The organism is Thermosulfurimonas sp. (genome assembly GCF_015491435.1).
GTDB lineage: Bacteria > Desulfobacterota > Thermodesulfobacteria > Thermodesulfobacteriales > Thermodesulfobacteriaceae > Thermosulfurimonas_A.
Map to the genome: position 1 here is coordinate 1 of NZ_WFVX01000040.1, position 15,609 is coordinate 15,609.

The window sequence follows — 15,609 nt, forward strand, 5'->3', positions numbered from 1 at the left end:
CCCTGTTCCTGCGGATGGGAAATAGGGAATATCCCAGGATGGTCCCTCCCAGACGCATCTCGCCCCGGGAGGAGTTGGGGTGTATTTCCGAGGCCACCACCCGGGAAAGAGGGACTCCCTTCTCCAGCCCGGGAAGGATCTCCCGGGCCCTGGGATTCCAGGAAAGGATACGCATATTCCGGTCCAGGAAGACCAGCCCGGCGGAAAGGGAATCCAGGAGATTCTGACGGATGTCCTCCTGACGGATCAATTCCGAACGCAGGGAGGAAAGCTTGAGGGCCAGAAAACCGGTAACCCCCAGGGCCCCCACATAGGCGAAAAACTGTAGCCAGTGCCGAAGGCCCAGGTGTTCCGAACGAAAGAAAAAATAAAACAGTCCGAACAGGGCCACCAGAGAGGTGAGGTCGGTGCGCAGCCGGTTCCCGGAAAAGGCCGTCTCCAGGGAGGGCAAAAAGATAAAGAAGATGAAAGGGCTTTCGGCTCCCCCGGTGAGCCCGATCAGCCCCAGAATGAAAGCGAAATCCAGGGCCCTTCCGAGCCAGAAAAATACGGCCTCGCGCAGATAGCGGGCCCCGAAGAAAAAAAGAAGACCCTGGAGCACCAGATAAACCCCTGCGCCCGGAATCAGATAAAACCGATATTCCGGTGGCAGGAAGAAGAGAGAGACCAGGACCAGGAAAATCCTTACCCCCAAAGGGAAACCTCTCATGCGTCTTCCGTTTTACTCCAGCTGGTATTTTTGCAGGCGATAACGAAAGGACCTGGGGGAGAGTTTGAGGAGCCGGGCGGCCTCTTCCTTGCGCCCTCCGGTTCGCTCCAGGGCCTGACGCAACAGACCCTTTTCCACCCGGGCCAGGAAGGCCTCCAGGTCCAGCCCCTCGGGGGGAAGCTCCACGGAAAAATCCTCGCTTTTTCTCCGACCCGGACGAAGGGTCAGGGTCTCGGGAAGAATAAGGGGACCGGACTCCAGGGCCACCGAACGCTCGATGATGTTCTCCAGCTCCCGCACGTTTCCTGGAAAATCGTACTCCATGAGGGCCCTGAGGGCATAATCCGAGATCCCCAGCCCGGACTTTCCCATCTTTTGGGAATACTTTTCCAGGAAGTGTTGTACCAGCAGGGGAATATCCTCCCTTCTTTCCCGAAGGGGCGGAAGATGGACCGAAAGTACATTCAGACGGAAATAAAGATCCTCGCGAAAACGCCCCTCCCGCACCTCCTCCTCCAGATCCCGGTTGGTGGCGGAAATGATCCGTACATCCACCTGAACTTCCTGGGAACTTCCCAGAGGAGTGAAGGTCTTGTATTCCACCACCCGAAGCAATTTTACCTGGAGGTCCGGAGGAAGATCTCCGATTTCATCCAGAAAGATGGTGCCGCCATGGGCCCGGGCGAAAAGCCCGGGTTTGTCGCATTTGGCCCCGGTGAAGGCCCCGGCCTTATAACCGAAAAGTTCCGATTCCAGGAGGGTGGCCGGAATGCCGGCACAGTTCACCACCACAAAGGGCTTGTCCTTCCTGGGGGAGAGGCGATGGATGGCCCGGGCCACCAGTTCCTTTCCGGTCCCGGATTCGCCGGTGATGAGGACATTGCTTTCGGCCCGGGCAATCTTGGGGAGAAGGGAGAAAAGACGACGCATGGCCGGACTGCGCCCGATAATCCCCATAAACTCTCCGCTGATTTCTTCCCGGGGGGGCGAACTTTTTAGGGCCTCCTTGAGCTTACGACGTAGATCCTCCAGACGAAAGGGTTTGGGAAGATAATCGTAGGCCCCCTCTTTCTTGGCTTTGACCGCGGAATCCAGGGAAGCATAGGCGGTGATCACGATTACCGGGGTCTCGTTACCCTGACGACGCAGGTGTTCCAGGAATTCCAGCCCTCCCATCTCGGGCATGCGCAGATCGAGCAGGATCAGGTCTGGATTCACCTCCTCCAGACGGGAAAGGGCCTCTTTTCCGTCCCGGGCCAGGGAGACCCGATAGCCCTCCCTTTCCAGGAAAAGCCTCAGAAACTCCCGAAAACCGGGATCGTCATCCACAATGAGGATGGAGGGACTTTTCGAGGCCATCAGGATCTATTATAAGCAAATTAACCATGCCCGACGACCTTTTTTATATGCGGGAAGCCCTGCGGGAGGGACGCCGGGGGCTGGGTAGGACCAGCCCCAATCCCCCGGTGGGAGCGGTGGTGGTGGATCCCCGGAGCGGAAGGATCCTGGCCCGGGGGTATCATCGGCGGGCCGGGGAACCCCATGCCGAGGCCCTGGCCCTGGCCCGGGCCGGAGAAAAGGCCCGGGGAGCCACCCTCTACGTAACCCTCGAACCCTGTCACCATCACGGCCGCACTCCTCCCTGCACCCAAGCCATTATCCGGTCCGGCGTGCGCAGAGTGGTGGTAGGGACCCGGGATCCCAATCCCCGGGCCCGGGGAGGGGTGGAGTTCCTCCGGGAAAGGGGGCTGGAGGTAGTCTGCGGAGTCCTGGAACGGGAGTGCCGCTATCTGACCCGGTTCTTTCTGAGGCGGATGGTATCCGATCGGCCCTGGGTGATCCTCAAGGTCGCGGCCAGCCTGGACGGACGCATCGCCACCCGCACCGGAGATTCCCGCTGGATCACCGGAGAGGAGGCCCGACGGGAGGGGCACCGTCTGAGAAACATCTGCGACGCCATCCTGGTAGGGAAAAACACCGTGAGGGCGGACGATCCCCTGCTTACCTGCCGGCTTCCCCGGGGACGGAACCCCATAAGGATCGTACTGGACACCCGGCTCTCCCTCTCCCCGGATTTTCAGATCTTTCGCACCGCCCGCGAGGTTCCCACCTGGCTGATCTGCGGCGACTCCGCCCCCCGGGACCGGGAGGAAATCTTCCGCCGGACCGGAACCGAGGTCATCCGGGTGAGGGAAAAAGCCGGACGGGTGGATATTCCCTCCCTGTTGCGGGAACTTTCCCGGCGGGAAATCCTTTCCCTGCTGGTGGAAGGAGGAGGAGAGATCCACGGTAGTTTCCTTGAGGCCGGGGTGGTGGACGAGGTCTTCTTTTTCCTGGGGCCGGTCATCATCGGAGGAAAGGAGGCCCCTTGCGCGGTAGCAGGCCGGGGAGCGGAAACACTATCCCAGGCCCTGTGGCTTTCGGACTTAAGGGTCCGGCGCCTGGGGGATTCCCTTCTCCTTCACGGGCTCTCCCCGGAGGGCCGAAGGCTTCTTGAGAGCACTCTCTGAACCCGAACCCGCAATTCCTCCACCGGAACCTCGGAGGAAAAGACCCGGTGGGCCCGCCTTTCCTTTTCGGCCAGGGGCAGTTGCAGACGGAGTAAACCCCGAACGAGTTCCTCATCCCGGAGTCGTTCCCGCAGACGCCGCCGCTGAATCTCCTCGGAGCAGGTCACCACCCAGATCTCATCAAAGAGATCCTCCCAGCCCGCCTCAAAAAGGAGCGGGATCTCGGCAAAGACGGGCCCGGCCCCCCGGTGTTTCTCCATGAAGGTCATAAGATCCCTGCGCACCAGGGGATGGAGAAGCCCCTCCATGCGGGATCGAAAGGCCGGGTCCTGCAGGAGTCTGCGCAGAAGGATACGGCGATCCAAGGTCCCGTCTTCGCGCAGGGCTTCCGGGCACAGGGATCTCACCGCCGCATAGGCCTGCCCCCCGGGAGCCAGATAGGCGCGAACCCTCTCGTCGGCAGAAAAAACCGGATACCCCAGCTCCCGGAGGATTTCAAGAAGGGTGGTCTTACCGGTGGCCGGACCCCCGGTTATTCCGATGCGAAGATCCTTTTTCGGCACCACGTAGTTCCTCCAGCAATTCCTCGAAGTCCCGGGGAAGCGGGGCCTCGAAGAAGAGTTTTTCTCCGGTAAGGGGGTGCTCGAAGCCCAGGCGCCAGGCATGGAGCATCTGACGCCCGGCCCGGGGACCGGTGGGACGCCGCCCTCCGTAGAGGGGATCCCCCACCACCGGATGACCGAGATAGGAAAGATGGACCCTGATCTGATGGGTTCGACCGGTGAGGGGGCGCACCTCCAGGAGAGAGGCCCGCCGGAAGACCTCCCGCACCCGAAAGAAGGTCTCCGCCTCCCGGCCCCGAGGTGCCCCGGCAAGCATCCGCTGGCGATGAACCGGGTGTCTTCCTATGGGGACCTTTATCCTTCCGGAGGGAGGTTCCGGCACCCCGTGCACCAGGGCCAGATACCATTTCTCCACCCTGCGGCTCTGGAAAAGGGATACCAGATGCAGATGAGCCGCGTCGCTCTTGGCCACCACCATGAGACCGGAGGTATCCTTGTCCAGCCGATGAACGATTCCGGGACGTAATTTTCCTCCCACCCCGGAGAGCCCGGAGAGCCGGGCCAGAAGACCGTGCACCAGAGTGCCCCGGGGATGCCCCGCGGCCGGATGGACCACCACCCCCGGGGGTTTTACAATCACCGCCAGATGGGCGTCCTCGTAAAGGATCTCCAGGGGCACCTCCTCCGGCTCCAGCCGGGGCTCCTCCGGAGGCGGAACCCGGACCAGAAATTCCTCCCCGGCCTTTACCCGCCGGGAGGGTTTGAGGGGAGCGGTGCTTCCGGAAGGGATAACCCGGCCCTCCCGGATCAGTTTCTGAAGCCTGGAACGGGTAAGGTCCGGCAGACGGGAAAGCAGAAAGACATCCAGTCGTTCCCCGGCCTCGGAGGGCTCCACCCGAACCCGATAAACTCGTTCCTCCCCGTTCATGGATCTCCGAGGGATCAGGACTTAGCGGCCGAGGGGCATAGATCCCGTACCGGACATTCCGAACAGCGGGGGCGACGGGAGGTACAGATCTTGCGGCCATGGGCCTGAAAGACATAGGGAATAACCGCCCAATCCTCCCGCGGGATCAGCCGCATGAGATCCCTTTCGATGCGATCGGGGTCCTTTTCCCGGGTAAGACCCAGCCGCTGACTCACCCGGCGCACATGGGTATCCACCGGGATTCCCTCCACTATGCCGTAGGCATTGGCCAGCACGATATTGGCGGTCTTGCGGGCCACCCCGGGCAGTTCGAGCAGGGCCTCCATGCTCCGCGGGACCTCTCCCCCGTATTTTTCCACCAGAAGGCGACAGGCCTCCTGGATATACCGGGCCTTCTGCCGGAAAAAGCCGGTGGATTTGATATCCTGGGCCAGCTCCTCGAGGTCGGCCTGGGCAAAGGCCCGGGCATCCGGATACTTGCGGAAAAGTTCCTCCGTGACCTGATTCACCCGTTCATCGGTGCACTGGGCGGAAAGAATGGTGGCAATAAGGAGCTGTAAGGGGTTCTCGAAGCGCAGGGCGATCTTGGCCCCGGGATAGGCCTTCTTGAGACGTTCCAGGATCTCGCGCTCACGCTCCATGGGATAAGACCTCCTCCAGGTATTGATAGAGCCTCTCCGAAAAACCCTCCGGGGAGGGCAGCTCCAGCCGGGAGAATTCTCCGGGATAGGCCCTTTCCGCAAGATCCCGGGCCCGGTTTACCAGCCGGGAGGAAAGGGTGGGTTTGAGCCCCTCGGCCGCGAGAAAGAAAAAGAGCAGGCGCCGGAAGAGGTGTTCATCATAGGGGGGAAGGCCCTTGCCGGCGGAGAGACGATCCTCCAGATCGTAACAGAGGTGCTTGAGCTGATCCAGAAGGGGAATGCGCACCTGGGAACGGACCTGTTCCTCCAGATGACAGTACTCCAGAGCGATGCGACCGTATTCGGCGGGATGATAATCCCGCAGGAGGAGGTGTTCGCGGAACCATTCCGCAAAGCGGGTCCGGAGATAATCCACCAGGCTCATGAAATCTATCTGGGCCCGCTGAAAGCGGAGTTCCTCTTCGGAAAGTCCGGCCAGGCGAGCAATACGGTCCAGGGAGAAACAACCGGTATAGATATGCAGAAGGGCAGCCAGATAATGCCGGGGGGAAAAGGCGATCTTTTTACCCATGATGGTATCGTCGGGACGGCGCCGAAGATAGCGCTCCAGCGCCCCCTCCACCCAGGTTACGGTTAGGTAAGCCATATTCGCCTCCTTTTCGGAAGTATTATACCCGATCCCGGGGGCCCCGGGGCGGGTGTTGTATCCCCTCGCAGGCTCGCTAAAATGGCTTCCTATGAAACCCGTGGAAGCGGTGGCCCAAATCGCCCTGGCCCTGGAACTCCTGGTACCCCTCTTCTGGGTTCCATTTTATCTCTGGCCCGGGCTGAGGAAACGCCTGGGACTTTTTTATTATCTCCTGGTCCCGGGGCTCTGGCTGATCCTGATCCAGCATCTCCTTTCCGCTCGTTTCTATGCTCGGCTGGGTAGTTTCCCCCTGCCCCACTCGTTCCGGGTGTGGGGGTTGTTCCTTCTCAGCGGGGGGATCCTGCTCGAGGGAATCACCTTCCTCTATCTTCGGGGGCAGATCGTCGGGCGCCATCATTTTCAACCCCGTTCCGGACGCCTGGTCACCCGGGGGCCCTTCCGCATGGTCAGGCACCCCACCTATCTGGGACATACCCTCTTTTTCCTTGGAGCCTCGCTCTTTTCCGGTTATCGGGTGGTGGCCCTCCTGGCCCTGCTGGACCTCCTGCTCCTGAAATGGGTCATCATTCCCCGGGAGGAAAAGGAACTGGAGGAACTTTACGGCCGGGCCTACGAAGAGTATCGTCGCCGGACCCCCTGCCTCCTCCCCCGCCTAAGGAAACGATAAATGCTGAGTTTCTATCGGAAAATGGTCCTGGTGGGTCTGCTTTATCTGGCCGAGGGCCTGCCCTTCGGCTTTGTATATGTGAGTCTTCCGGTCTATCTGCGTACCCGAGGGGTGAATCTGGTGGAGATCGGCCTCCTCTCCCTGGCCGGGCTTTCCTGGAGCCTGAAACCCCTGTGGGCCCCTCTGGTGGATCGTTACGGTCGCAAATACCACTGGATGGCCGGGGCCCTTCTCTTCCTGGCCCTGGCCGTGGGTCTCCTGACCCTGGTCCCCCCGGCCGGAAGACTCTATTTCCTCCTGGTCTTTCTCTGCACCCTCGCCTCGGCCACCCTGGACATCTCCGTGGACGGATACACCATCGAACTGGTGGAAGAGGACGAACTGGGCCCGGCTAACGGGGTAAGGGTCTCGGCCTATCGGGTGGCCATGATCGCCTCCGGAGGAGGACTGGTGGCCCTTTCCCATTTTCTGGGTTTCGCTCCGGCCTTCCTGGCCCTCACCCTGGTCTTCCTGGCCCTCTGCGCCCTGGTCCTCCTCTGGCCCGACCTACACTTTCCCTCAAAGAGCAAAAAAAGTAGCAGCATAATCAAACAATACATTGAACCCTTAAAGGATTTTCTCAACAGGGAGCACGCCTGGGTCTTCCTCCTTTTTGTTCTGACCTTTAAGATCGGCGATGCCACCATGGGGTCCATGATCTATCCCTTCTGGGTGGACCGGGGGTTCAGTCGGCTGGAGATCGGATTGATTTCCGGAACGCTGGGCACGGTGGCCACCATTCTGGGGTCGCTTATCGGCGGGGGGCTGGTTCGGCGGCTGGGGCTTTTTCGGGCCCTCTGGATGCTGGGGATGTCTCAGTCCGTTTCCAACCTGGGGTATGCCTATGCAGCCCTGCCCTCTTCGGGAAAATATGCGGTTTACGCGGCCTCGCTGGTGGAGAGCTTTACCGGCGGGCTAGGGACCGCGGCCTTTCTGGCCTTCCTGATGCGTCTCTGCCGCAAGGACATGAGCGCCAGTCAATATGCCCTGCTCTCCACCCTCTTTAGCCTTTCCTTCACCCTGGCCCGGGCCACCGGGGGCTACGGCGCCCAGGCCCTGGGATATGCGGGCTTCTTCTTCCTCACCTTCTGGATCTCCCTTCCCCCTCTGCTGCTGATTCCGGTGATCAAGAGATGCCTTCCCCCGGAGCCGGATAGGCCTTAAAATGGTATATCATGCGGCGCAATCCCTTTGAAATACTGGGGCTATCGCCCCAGATAGTAAAAGAACTGGACGAAGAGAGCCTCTTCCGGCTGGTCAAGGCCTGCTATCGCACCCTTCAGCAGGTCCACCATCCGGATCTTCCCGGCGGTTCCGGGGAAAAGGCCCTGGAACTGAACCTGGCCTTCGAGGCCCTCAACCTGGCCAAGAATCCCGAATCCTTTCGACGCTATCGTCAGGCCTATATTCGCAGACTCTCCCGCCGCACGCTTCGCAACAAGATCCAGGAACTCCTTCTCCGGCTGAGCAGGTCCCTGCGGGAAAAGGAAGAACTGGAGGCCCGTTTCTGGGAGGACCTTCTGTCCCGGGCCCATGAGGGACATCTGATCTCTCCCTCTCCCCGCAATCTTCGGGTGAGGCTTTACGACCTGGCCCTGAAGTATCGCCTCCCCTTTCCGGTCTTCGGACACCGGGCCCCCTTTCGCGAGGTTTACTTCGATGACCAGGGCGAGCTTTATCTCAAGGATTCCGCCCGTCATCCCCCGCGCCGGGCCACCAGGATCAAAATCGTGGGATGCGTACCCCGGGATCGCATCGAACCCTGGCTACTCCTGGAAAAGACCCCGGGAGAGGAGGGGCTGCTGGTGCAAAACTACATCCGGGCCGAAACCTTCCGCAAGACCTGCCTGATCCATCTCCAGACCCGGATCCTCACCGAGGGCTACCTCTTCTCCTTCCGCTATGACGACTACTCCCGCCTCTATCTGGAGGGACTGGTCCTGGGAGTCTATCCCGACGGCTCCGATATTACCACAAATGTGAAAAAAGTTTCAGAGGGTTTACAATTTCGTAAAGAAAAGGCGGACTCCTTCCCGGAGGGGGAAAGGATTTACCTTTGAGTTTGCGCAGGTTTCCCCGGAGAGGCTCGGGACAGGATAGGCACCTATCTTGCTAAAAATCCCTTAGAAGGAGGTGGTGATGAAGAAGATCGAGGCCATTATCAAACCCTTTAAGCTGGAAGAGGTCAAGGAGGCCCTGGCCGAGGTAGGGGTCCAGGGGATGACGGTGACCGAGGTAAAGGGGTTCGGCCGACAGAAGGGACATCAAGAAATCTACCGCGGGGCGGAATACGTGGTGGACTTCCTGCCCAAGATCAAGATGGAGATCGTGGTGCCGGATGAGATGGTGGAACGGGTGGTGGAGGCGATCATAAAAAGCGCCCGCACCGGGAAGATCGGCGACGGGAAGATCTTCATCTATCCTATCGAGGAAGCCATCCGTATCCGCACCGGAGAGAAAGGAGAAGAGGCCCTTTAGACGTGCTGGCCGGGATCGAGACGGAGGGTACCCCCAGGGAACGCTGCATATACTTTGACAAATTTGTGAAAGATTTGTGGGATCCTCTTTTTCGGGAAAGGGCCGGGCTGGAGGGCAGTCTGGCCCTGGTGGCCCTGGGGGGTTACGGAGAGGGTTATCTCTGTGCCGGCTCCGATGTGGATCTTCTCTTTCTCCATGCCGGGCTTGCGGAAAAGGATCTCGCGCTCTTTTTGCAGCGTTTAATCTATCCCCTGTGGGATTACGGCTTTGAGGTCACCTATCGTATCTTCACCCCCAAAGAGGCCCTGGATTTTGCCCTGCAGGATCCCACCTTTCTCACCGCCCTTCTTTCGGCCCGGCTGATCTACGGTTCCCGGGACCTCTTCGAGGAACTGACCCGGGGGTTCCAGCGGCTTATTTCCGGTCGAACCAAGGAGATCTATCTCCGCCTGAAGAACATGCGGGAGCAACGGCTGGCTCGGGTGGGAGAGGAAATCTATTTCCTGGAACCCCACCTCAAAGACGGGCCCGGGGGCTTACGGGATTACCAGTTTCTGCTCTGGGCCGGGAGGATCGTCTTCGGCCTGGAGTCCCCGGAAGACCTGGTTCGGGTGGGTTTCCTCACCCCGGAAGAGGCGGCCCGGCTCCGGGAAGCGGTAAACTTCCTCCATCAGGTAAGAGATACCCTTCACCATTTCTGTCAGAGGAAGGTGGATCGCCTCTACATGGAATACCAGCCGGAGATAGCCCGCCGGCTGGGATACGGGGCCGATCGTTCCGGAACCGAAAACTTTATCTCCGACCTTTTCCGGACCTTTGCGGTGATCCGGGAAACGGTGGAAGATCTCATGGACTTTATCGAGGACCTCTATTTTCCCCAGGGGGTCCATCGTATCCCCTTTAAGCTTGCGGTCTCCGGTCCGGCCTTTCTGCGGGAGATCTTTCAGATCCAGGCTCGAGAAGGACGCCCCCTCAGCCGGGACCTCCGCAAATATCTCCGGGGGCGGGTTTTTCGGGAGGAGGAATTGCAGGAACTCTCCCGGATCTTCCCTCACCTCCTCACCGAAAGACACAGTCTGACCATGCTCCGTACCCTGCGCACCACCGGGGTCCTCTTTCATCTCCTGCCCGAATTTCGGAAGATCCAGGGAAAAGTCCAGTATGATCTCTATCATCTTTACGCCCTGGACGAACACCTCTTCCTTACCGTAGAGGCTCTGCACCGGCTCCGGGAGGAACGGCCGGAACTCTGGAGGGAAGTCCGGGATCCCCGGGTCCTTTACTTCGCGGCTTTGGTTCACGACATCGCCAAGGGAGAACCCCAGCATGCCCGGGCCGGGGCCGAAAAGGTAAAGACCCTGACCGGGCGCTTCGGATTTAGTCCCGAGGAAACCGAGGAGATCGTCTTTCTGGTGCGGGAACACCTCCTGCTCTTTGACACGGCCCTGCGTCGGGATCTGGCCGAGGAAAAGGTGGCCGAAGAGGTGGCTCTCCGGGTGGGGACGGTGAGGCGTCTTGCCGCCCTTTATCTCCTGACCCTGGCCGACGCCCGGGCCACCGGTCCCCGGGCTCTCACCTCCTGGAAGGCTGAGCTCCTGGAAGAGCTCTACCATAAGGTCCGCAAGGTCCTTGAGGCCCGTCCCGGGGCCGCCGTGGATCTGGCGGCCAAAAGGGAAAGGCTCCTAGCGGAGGTATCCCGGAAGCTCGCGGAAAGCATTCCCCTGCCCCAGCTGGAGATCTATGACCTCCCGGTACTCAAGCGCATCTGTGCCCTGGTTCAGACCTTTCAGGAGGAAACCCCGGATTTCCTGGTGGAGGAAATCCCGTTTCGCGAGGGGCGGGCCGTTTTCGTGGTCTCCGGAGATCGTCCCGGGCTCCTGGCCGATCTCTGCGGAAGTTTCCTGGCCGCGGGTTTTCGCATTCGCAGGGTCCGGGCCTTCACCTGGCCCCAGGGACTGGCGGTGGATGAGTTTCTGGTGGAACCCCTGTCCCCGGAGGCCGAACTCCGAAAATGGAGTTCCCTCTTCCGAAAGGTCCTTCGGGGAGAGGAAGATCTGGAAGGGCTGATCTCCCGCAGGACCGGAGCCCTCCTTTCCCTGGAACCACGCATTCAAAGGGAACCCCATTCCGAGGTCCGGGTGGACCAGGAGAGCTCCGACTTTTATACCCTTCTCGAAATCTATACCCCGGAAAAACCTTCTTTACTTTACCGCATAGCTAATGTAATAACCAAAAGTGGGTTTATGATCGGCAAGGCCCTGGTATCGGAAAAGGAGGATCTGGCAGTGCAGATCTTTTACCTCCAGACCCGGGAAGGGGAAAAGCTTCCGGCCGAAGAGGCCGAGAGATTGCAACAAAAAATACAAAACCAACTAAAGGAGGTTGCATCATGACGCCCAAAGAAGTCCTGGAGTTTGCGCGTAAGAACGGGGTAAAGATGGTAGATCTCAAGTTTCTGGATCTTCCGGGTATCTGGCAGCACTTCAGTGTGCCCATTGAACAGCTCACCGAGGAGTCCTTTGAGGAGGGGTTCGGTTTCGACGGGTCCTCCATCCGGGGCTGGCAGGAGATCCACGAGAGCGACATGATCGTGGTGCCGGATCCCAACACCGCGGTGCTGGATCCCTTCTGCGAGGTACCCACCCTTTCTCTCATCTGTAACGTAATGGACCCCATTACCCGGGAGCTTTATTCCCGGGATCCCCGGTACGTGGCCCAGAAGGCCGAGGCTTACCTGAAGAGCACGGGCATCGGGGACACGGCCTATTTCGGGCCCGAGGCCGAGTTCTTCATCTTCGACGACATCCGGTACGACTCCGCGGCCCATTATTCCTACTATTTTGTGGACTCCATCGAGGGAATCTGGAACTCCGGACGGGAGGAAAACCCCAACCTGGGTTACAAACCCCGGCACAAAGAAGGGTACTTCCCGGTTCCTCCCTCGGATAAGTTCCAGGACCTGCGTACGGAGATGACCCTCTATCTCCAGAAGGTGGGGATCGAGGTGGAGTGTCACCACCACGAGGTGGCCACCGCCGGACAGGCCGAAATCGACATGCGTTACGCCCCGCTGGTCAAGATGGGTGACAACCTCATGTGGTTCAAGTACATCCTCAAGAACGTGGCCTACAAGCACGGCAAGACCGTAACCTTCATGCCCAAGCCCATCTTCGGCGACAATGGTTCGGGAATGCACACCCACTTCAGCATCTGGAAGGGCGATACCAACGTCTTCGCCGGGGACCGTTACGCCGGTCTTTCCGAGATCGCTCTTTACGCCATCGGGGGCATTCTCAAACACTGTCGGGCCATCTGTGCCTTCACCAACCCCACCACCAACTCCTACAAGCGGCTCACTCCGGGATTTGAGGCCCCGGTCAACCTGTGTTATTCCAGCCGGAACCGTTCCGCGGCCATCCGGATCCCCATGTACAGCCCCAGCCCCAAGGCCAAGCGGATCGAGTTCCGGACGCCGGATCCCTCCTGTAACGGTTACCTGGCCTTTGCGGCCATGCTCATGGCGGCCCTGGATGGCATCGAAAACCGGATCGATCCCGGAGAACCCATGGACAAGGACCTCTACAGCCTGCCTCCGGAGGAACTGAAGAATATTCCCACCACTCCGGCCTCACTGGAGGAGGCCCTGCAGGCCCTGGAAGAAGATCACGACTTCCTGCTCAAGGGCGGGGTCTTCACCGAGGATCTCATCGAAACCTGGATCCGGTACAAGCGGGAGAACGAGGCCGATCAGGTCCGTCTGCGGCCCCATCCCTACGAGTTCTATCTCTACTTCGACATCTAAAGCTTCTGAAGGGGGGCCACCGCGCCCCCCTTCTTTCTCATTGTAAATAAGGTCTTAATTCTTCCACCGAGAAGGGCTTGAAGATGACCGGCACCCCGCCTCCACAGGGCTCGGGTTCGGGAATAGGGGTATAGCCGGTGATGCAGATGACCCGCATGTGTGGATAGGTCCGGCGGATCCAGTGGGCCAGTTCCGAGCCGCTGGTACCAGGAAGCATTATATCCACGATGGCCAGACCGATTTCCGGGCCGTAGCGGGCCAGGATCTCCCGGGCTCTCCGGGCATCGGGGGCATAAAAGACCTCGTGCCCCATCATACACAGGAGTTCCTTCAGGGTTTCTCCCAGGAGGATCTCGTCATCCACAAGGAGGATCTTCATGCTCCTTCCCTCCCGTTCACCGGTAAGAGGATCTTGAACTCCGTACCCTCCCCCGGACGAGAATATATGGAGAGACAGCCTTCGTGGGCCCAGAGGATGTTACGCACCGCGGCCAGACCCAGCCCCCGACCCAGGCCCTTGGTGGAATAAAAGGGTTCGGTGACCCGGGAAAGTTCCTCCGGAGGGATCCCCGGCCCCTTATCCCTTACCTTGATGCTCAGCCAGCGATAGGCCCGGACCCCGCTGCACAGCCGTACCCGATAAGGACTCCGGCTCTCGAGAAGATGCCGGTGTTTCTCCGTCACCCCCAGGGTCACGCTAATGACCCCGGGTTGGTCCCCGTAGGCCTCCACCGCGTTGGCCACCAGGTTCACCAGGATATGTTCCAGGGCCATGGGATCGATCCTTACCGGGGGTAGATCCCGGTGCACCCGGGTGACCAGACGGATGGAGGGAGGAAGCATACTGCGCAGAAAACAGAAGATCTGGGGTAAAAACCGGGTAAGATCGATCTCCTTGCGGCCCAGACATTCCCCCCGGGCGTAGAGAAGGAGCTGCCTCACCAGATAGGAAAGCTCCCGGGTGGCCTTTTCCGCTTTGTGTAGGAAAGGCTTTAATTCCATCTCCCTTTTGATCTTGGTGAGCTCCAGCGAGGTCCAGATCACGTTTAAGAGATTGTTGAACTTGTGGGCCAGGTTCCCCACCAGGAGATTCAGAATCTTGGCCTTCTGGGTCTCCAGGACCCGGCTCTCCCCCAGGGAAATTTCCTCCTCCTTGGCCTTGAGAAGAAAGGCATAAAAGGAACTGAGTTTTTCGATGACCTCCTTTTCCCTTTCACCGTAAGGACGCGGAGAATTGGCCACGATGGCTACCCCCTGAACCCGATCCTCCACCAGAATGGGACGAATGGCCACCCTCTTTATGGGCAGGTGGCCGGAGGGAAGCCCCTGATGATAGGGGTCCCGGCTCAGATCGTTGCTGATGTAAGTGCGTCTTTCGCGAAAGGCCTTCTCGAAGACCCCTCCCAGAGACGGGAACCAGGCCCTCCCCCTCATCTGGCAGGTGCGAAAGGTGGGCCGGATGAAATCCGGAAAGCACCAGCATCCCTTGCTCTCGTCCCAGAAACCTATAGCCGCCAGCTGACTTCCGGTAAGTTTTTTGAGGGACCGCAGGATTTCCTTGTGCAGACGGGGAAAAGGCCAGGAAGGAGCCCGACAAAGTAAGTGGCAGATATAGGCATCCAGGTTAAAATTCCTCTTGACCACCCCCACCTCCTTCCTCGGGTCTGGGGATTTATATCCAAATTCTCCTCCCATGACAAGATCCCTTTTTTCTGGTATGAAAAAAGGCCCAAAAAATCCAACCAGGAGGGGAAATTATGGAACGCACGCTGGCTCTGGTTAAACCCGATGGTGTGTCCCGAAACCTCATCGGCGAGGTCCTTCGTTTCTTTGAACAGGCCGGTCTTAAGATAATCGCCATGAAAATGCTCCGTCTCAGTAAGAAAGAGGCCCAGGAATTCTATAATGTACATCGGGATAAACCTTTTTACGATAGTCTTACCGATTACATGTCCTCCGGGCCCATTGTGGCCCTGGTCCTGGAGGGGGAGAACGCCATTTCCCGATGCCGGGAGATCATGGGGGCCACCAACCCGGCGGAAGCGGCCGAGGGCACCATCCGCAAGTCCCTGGGCTTGGATAAGGAGAAAAACACCGTTCATGGTTCGGACAGTCCGGAATCCGCGGCCCGGGAGATCGCCTTTTTCTTCAGCGAGCGCGAACTCCTGGCCGGACAGAGATGAACGAGGAAAGGTTTCTGGAACTGGTTTCCCGTTATCTCCGGCAGGCCCCTCCGGCGGTGCGAACCGCAGAGGAAGACTGCGCGGTTCTGCAGGGAGGGCGGGGTTATCGACTCTTCACCGCCGATGCCCTGGTGGAGGGGATCCACTTCCGTTCGCGTTATTTTCCCGCCCGGGCCCTGGGATGGAAACTGGCTGCGGTTAACCTGAGCGACATAGCGGCTATGGGAGGCCGGCCGGAGGGGGCCCTCCTCATTCTGGGGCTTCCCCGGCCCCCGGAGATCCCCTGGATAGAAGAATTTTACGGGGGGCTGGTTCAGGCCCTTTCCACCTACGGGGCCGACCTTTACGGAGGGGACACGGTAAGGAGCCCGGTCCTCTGGGCCGGGCTCTTTCTTTTCGGCGAGGCCTCCCGGCCGGTCTTTCGCCGCGGAGCCCGGGCC

At 59.7% G+C, this 15,609-nt stretch carries 17 protein-coding genes; 9 read left to right on the top strand and 8 right to left on the bottom strand.

Annotated elements, in window-relative coordinates; genetic code table 11:
• Together F8J34_RS01645 and F8J34_RS01650 are read right to left on the bottom strand one after the other, a co-directional pair.
• Window positions 1-694: PAS domain-containing protein (locus F8J34_RS01645; protein ID WP_297055855.1), on the bottom strand; the 694-nt coding region annotated here is incomplete at its 3' end.
• 27 nt (window positions 695-721) lie between these two features.
• Window positions 722-2,068: a sigma-54 dependent transcriptional regulator gene (locus tag F8J34_RS01650; RefSeq protein WP_297055856.1), complete on the bottom strand. Its 1,347-nt coding sequence runs from the start codon at window positions 2,066-2,068 to the stop codon at window positions 722-724.
• A gap of 26 nt (window positions 2,069-2,094) precedes the next feature.
• On the opposite strand from F8J34_RS01650, the gene ribD reads away from it, so the two are divergent.
• Window positions 2,095-3,219 carry a bifunctional diaminohydroxyphosphoribosylaminopyrimidine deaminase/5-amino-6-(5-phosphoribosylamino)uracil reductase RibD gene (gene ribD / locus F8J34_RS01655; protein ID WP_297055860.1) on the top strand — a complete coding sequence of 375 codons (1,125 nt, stop codon included), beginning with the start codon at window positions 2,095-2,097 and terminating at the stop codon, window positions 3,217-3,219.
• On the opposite strand, the gene coaE is transcribed toward ribD, so the two are convergent.
• The 4 genes from coaE to F8J34_RS01675 are packed head-to-tail and all read right to left on the bottom strand — an operon-like array spanning window position 3,171 to window position 5,997.
• On the bottom strand, window positions 3,171-3,785 hold the full coding sequence (gene coaE, locus F8J34_RS01660) for a dephospho-CoA kinase (RefSeq protein ID WP_297055863.1): 615 nt from the start codon (window positions 3,783-3,785) through the stop codon (window positions 3,171-3,173). The genes ribD and coaE overlap by 49 nt on opposite strands.
• Window positions 3,730-4,710: an RluA family pseudouridine synthase gene (locus tag F8J34_RS01665; RefSeq protein ID WP_297055864.1), complete on the bottom strand. Its 981-nt coding sequence runs from the start codon at window positions 4,708-4,710 to the stop codon at window positions 3,730-3,732. Before F8J34_RS01665 ends, coaE begins: the two co-directional genes overlap by 56 nt.
• A 14-nt stretch (window positions 4,711-4,724) precedes the next feature.
• Window positions 4,725-5,351 (bottom strand): endonuclease III, encoded by a 627-nt coding sequence (gene nth / locus F8J34_RS01670; protein ID WP_297055867.1) that lies wholly within the window; start codon window positions 5,349-5,351, stop codon window positions 4,725-4,727.
• Window positions 5,341-5,997 carry a hypothetical protein gene (locus F8J34_RS01675; protein ID WP_297055870.1) on the bottom strand — a complete coding sequence of 219 codons (657 nt, stop codon included), beginning with the start codon at window positions 5,995-5,997 and terminating at the stop codon, window positions 5,341-5,343. Before F8J34_RS01675 ends, nth begins: the two co-directional genes overlap by 11 nt.
• Before the next feature lie 91 nt (window positions 5,998-6,088).
• Here F8J34_RS01675 and F8J34_RS01680 point away from each other — a divergent pair, with 91 nt between their 5' ends.
• From F8J34_RS01680 to glnA, 6 genes are all read left to right on the top strand, one after another.
• Window positions 6,089-6,667 carry an isoprenylcysteine carboxylmethyltransferase family protein gene (locus F8J34_RS01680; RefSeq protein WP_297055872.1) on the top strand — a complete coding sequence of 193 codons (579 nt, stop codon included), beginning with the start codon at window positions 6,089-6,091 and terminating at the stop codon, window positions 6,665-6,667.
• Entirely contained in the window at window positions 6,668-7,870 is a 1,203-nt protein-coding gene (locus F8J34_RS01685; RefSeq protein ID WP_297055873.1) for an MFS transporter, read from the top strand. It abuts the gene before it with no gap.
• Window positions 7,871-7,881: 11 nt separating this feature from the next.
• Complete coding sequence (locus tag F8J34_RS01690; RefSeq protein WP_297055876.1) at window positions 7,882-8,766, top strand: J domain-containing protein; 885 nt, start codon at window positions 7,882-7,884, stop codon at window positions 8,764-8,766.
• A gap of 79 nt (window positions 8,767-8,845) precedes the next feature.
• Window positions 8,846-9,184, top strand: a complete 339-nt coding sequence (locus tag F8J34_RS01695) for a P-II family nitrogen regulator (protein ID WP_297055878.1) — start codon at window positions 8,846-8,848, stop codon at window positions 9,182-9,184.
• Window positions 9,185-9,186: 2 nt separating this feature from the next.
• Window positions 9,187-11,577 (top strand): HD domain-containing protein, encoded by a 2,391-nt coding sequence (locus F8J34_RS01700; RefSeq protein ID WP_297055880.1) that lies wholly within the window; start codon window positions 9,187-9,189, stop codon window positions 11,575-11,577.
• Complete coding sequence (gene glnA / locus F8J34_RS01705; RefSeq protein WP_297055883.1) at window positions 11,574-12,986, top strand: type I glutamate--ammonia ligase; 1,413 nt, start codon at window positions 11,574-11,576, stop codon at window positions 12,984-12,986. The genes F8J34_RS01700 and glnA overlap by 4 nt, the downstream gene beginning before the upstream one ends.
• A 37-nt stretch (window positions 12,987-13,023) precedes the next feature.
• On the opposite strand, the gene F8J34_RS01710 is transcribed toward glnA, so the two are convergent.
• Together F8J34_RS01710 and F8J34_RS01715 are read right to left on the bottom strand one after the other, a co-directional pair.
• Complete coding sequence (locus tag F8J34_RS01710) at window positions 13,024-13,365, bottom strand: response regulator (protein ID WP_297055885.1); 342 nt, start codon at window positions 13,363-13,365, stop codon at window positions 13,024-13,026.
• On the bottom strand, window positions 13,362-14,630 hold the full coding sequence (locus F8J34_RS01715; protein ID WP_297055887.1) for an ATP-binding protein: 1,269 nt from the start codon (window positions 14,628-14,630) through the stop codon (window positions 13,362-13,364). Before F8J34_RS01715 ends, F8J34_RS01710 begins: the two co-directional genes overlap by 4 nt.
• A 110-nt stretch (window positions 14,631-14,740) precedes the next feature.
• Here F8J34_RS01715 and ndk point away from each other — a divergent pair, with 110 nt between their 5' ends.
• A complete protein-coding gene (gene ndk / locus F8J34_RS01720; RefSeq protein WP_363315392.1) occupies window positions 14,741-15,169 on the top strand; it encodes a nucleoside-diphosphate kinase in 429 nt (142 codons plus the stop codon).
• A partial coding sequence (locus F8J34_RS01725; protein WP_297055893.1) for an AIR synthase related protein occupies window positions 15,166-15,609 on the top strand: 444 nt, incomplete at its 3' end. The genes ndk and F8J34_RS01725, both read left to right, overlap by 4 nt.

What these genes read in the sequence shown, in the direction of transcription:
- F8J34_RS01690 (WP_297055876.1), top strand. Translation starts at nt 7,882, where the DNA reads ATGCGGCGCAATCCCTTTGAAATACTGGGGCTATCGCCCCAGATAGTA.
- F8J34_RS01680 (WP_297055872.1), top strand. Translation starts at nt 6,089, where the DNA reads ATGAAACCCGTGGAAGCGGTGGCCCAAATCGCCCTGGCCCTGGAACTC.
- F8J34_RS01675 (WP_297055870.1), bottom strand. Translation starts at nt 5,997, where the DNA reads ATGGCTTACCTAACCGTAACCTGGGTGGAGGGGGCGCTGGAGCGCTAT.
- F8J34_RS01685 (WP_297055873.1), top strand. Translation starts at nt 6,668, where the DNA reads ATGCTGAGTTTCTATCGGAAAATGGTCCTGGTGGGTCTGCTTTATCTG.
- ribD (WP_297055860.1), top strand. Translation starts at nt 2,095, where the DNA reads ATGCCCGACGACCTTTTTTATATGCGGGAAGCCCTGCGGGAGGGACGC.
- F8J34_RS01650 (WP_297055856.1), bottom strand. Translation starts at nt 2,068, where the DNA reads ATGGCCTCGAAAAGTCCCTCCATCCTCATTGTGGATGACGATCCCGGT.
- F8J34_RS01665 (WP_297055864.1), bottom strand. Translation starts at nt 4,710, where the DNA reads ATGAACGGGGAGGAACGAGTTTATCGGGTTCGGGTGGAGCCCTCCGAG.
- F8J34_RS01695 (WP_297055878.1), top strand. Translation starts at nt 8,846, where the DNA reads ATGAAGAAGATCGAGGCCATTATCAAACCCTTTAAGCTGGAAGAGGTC.
- F8J34_RS01710 (WP_297055885.1), bottom strand. Translation starts at nt 13,365, where the DNA reads ATGAAGATCCTCCTTGTGGATGACGAGATCCTCCTGGGAGAAACCCTG.
- nth (WP_297055867.1), bottom strand. Translation starts at nt 5,351, where the DNA reads ATGGAGCGTGAGCGCGAGATCCTGGAACGTCTCAAGAAGGCCTATCCC.
- glnA (WP_297055883.1), top strand. Translation starts at nt 11,574, where the DNA reads ATGACGCCCAAAGAAGTCCTGGAGTTTGCGCGTAAGAACGGGGTAAAG.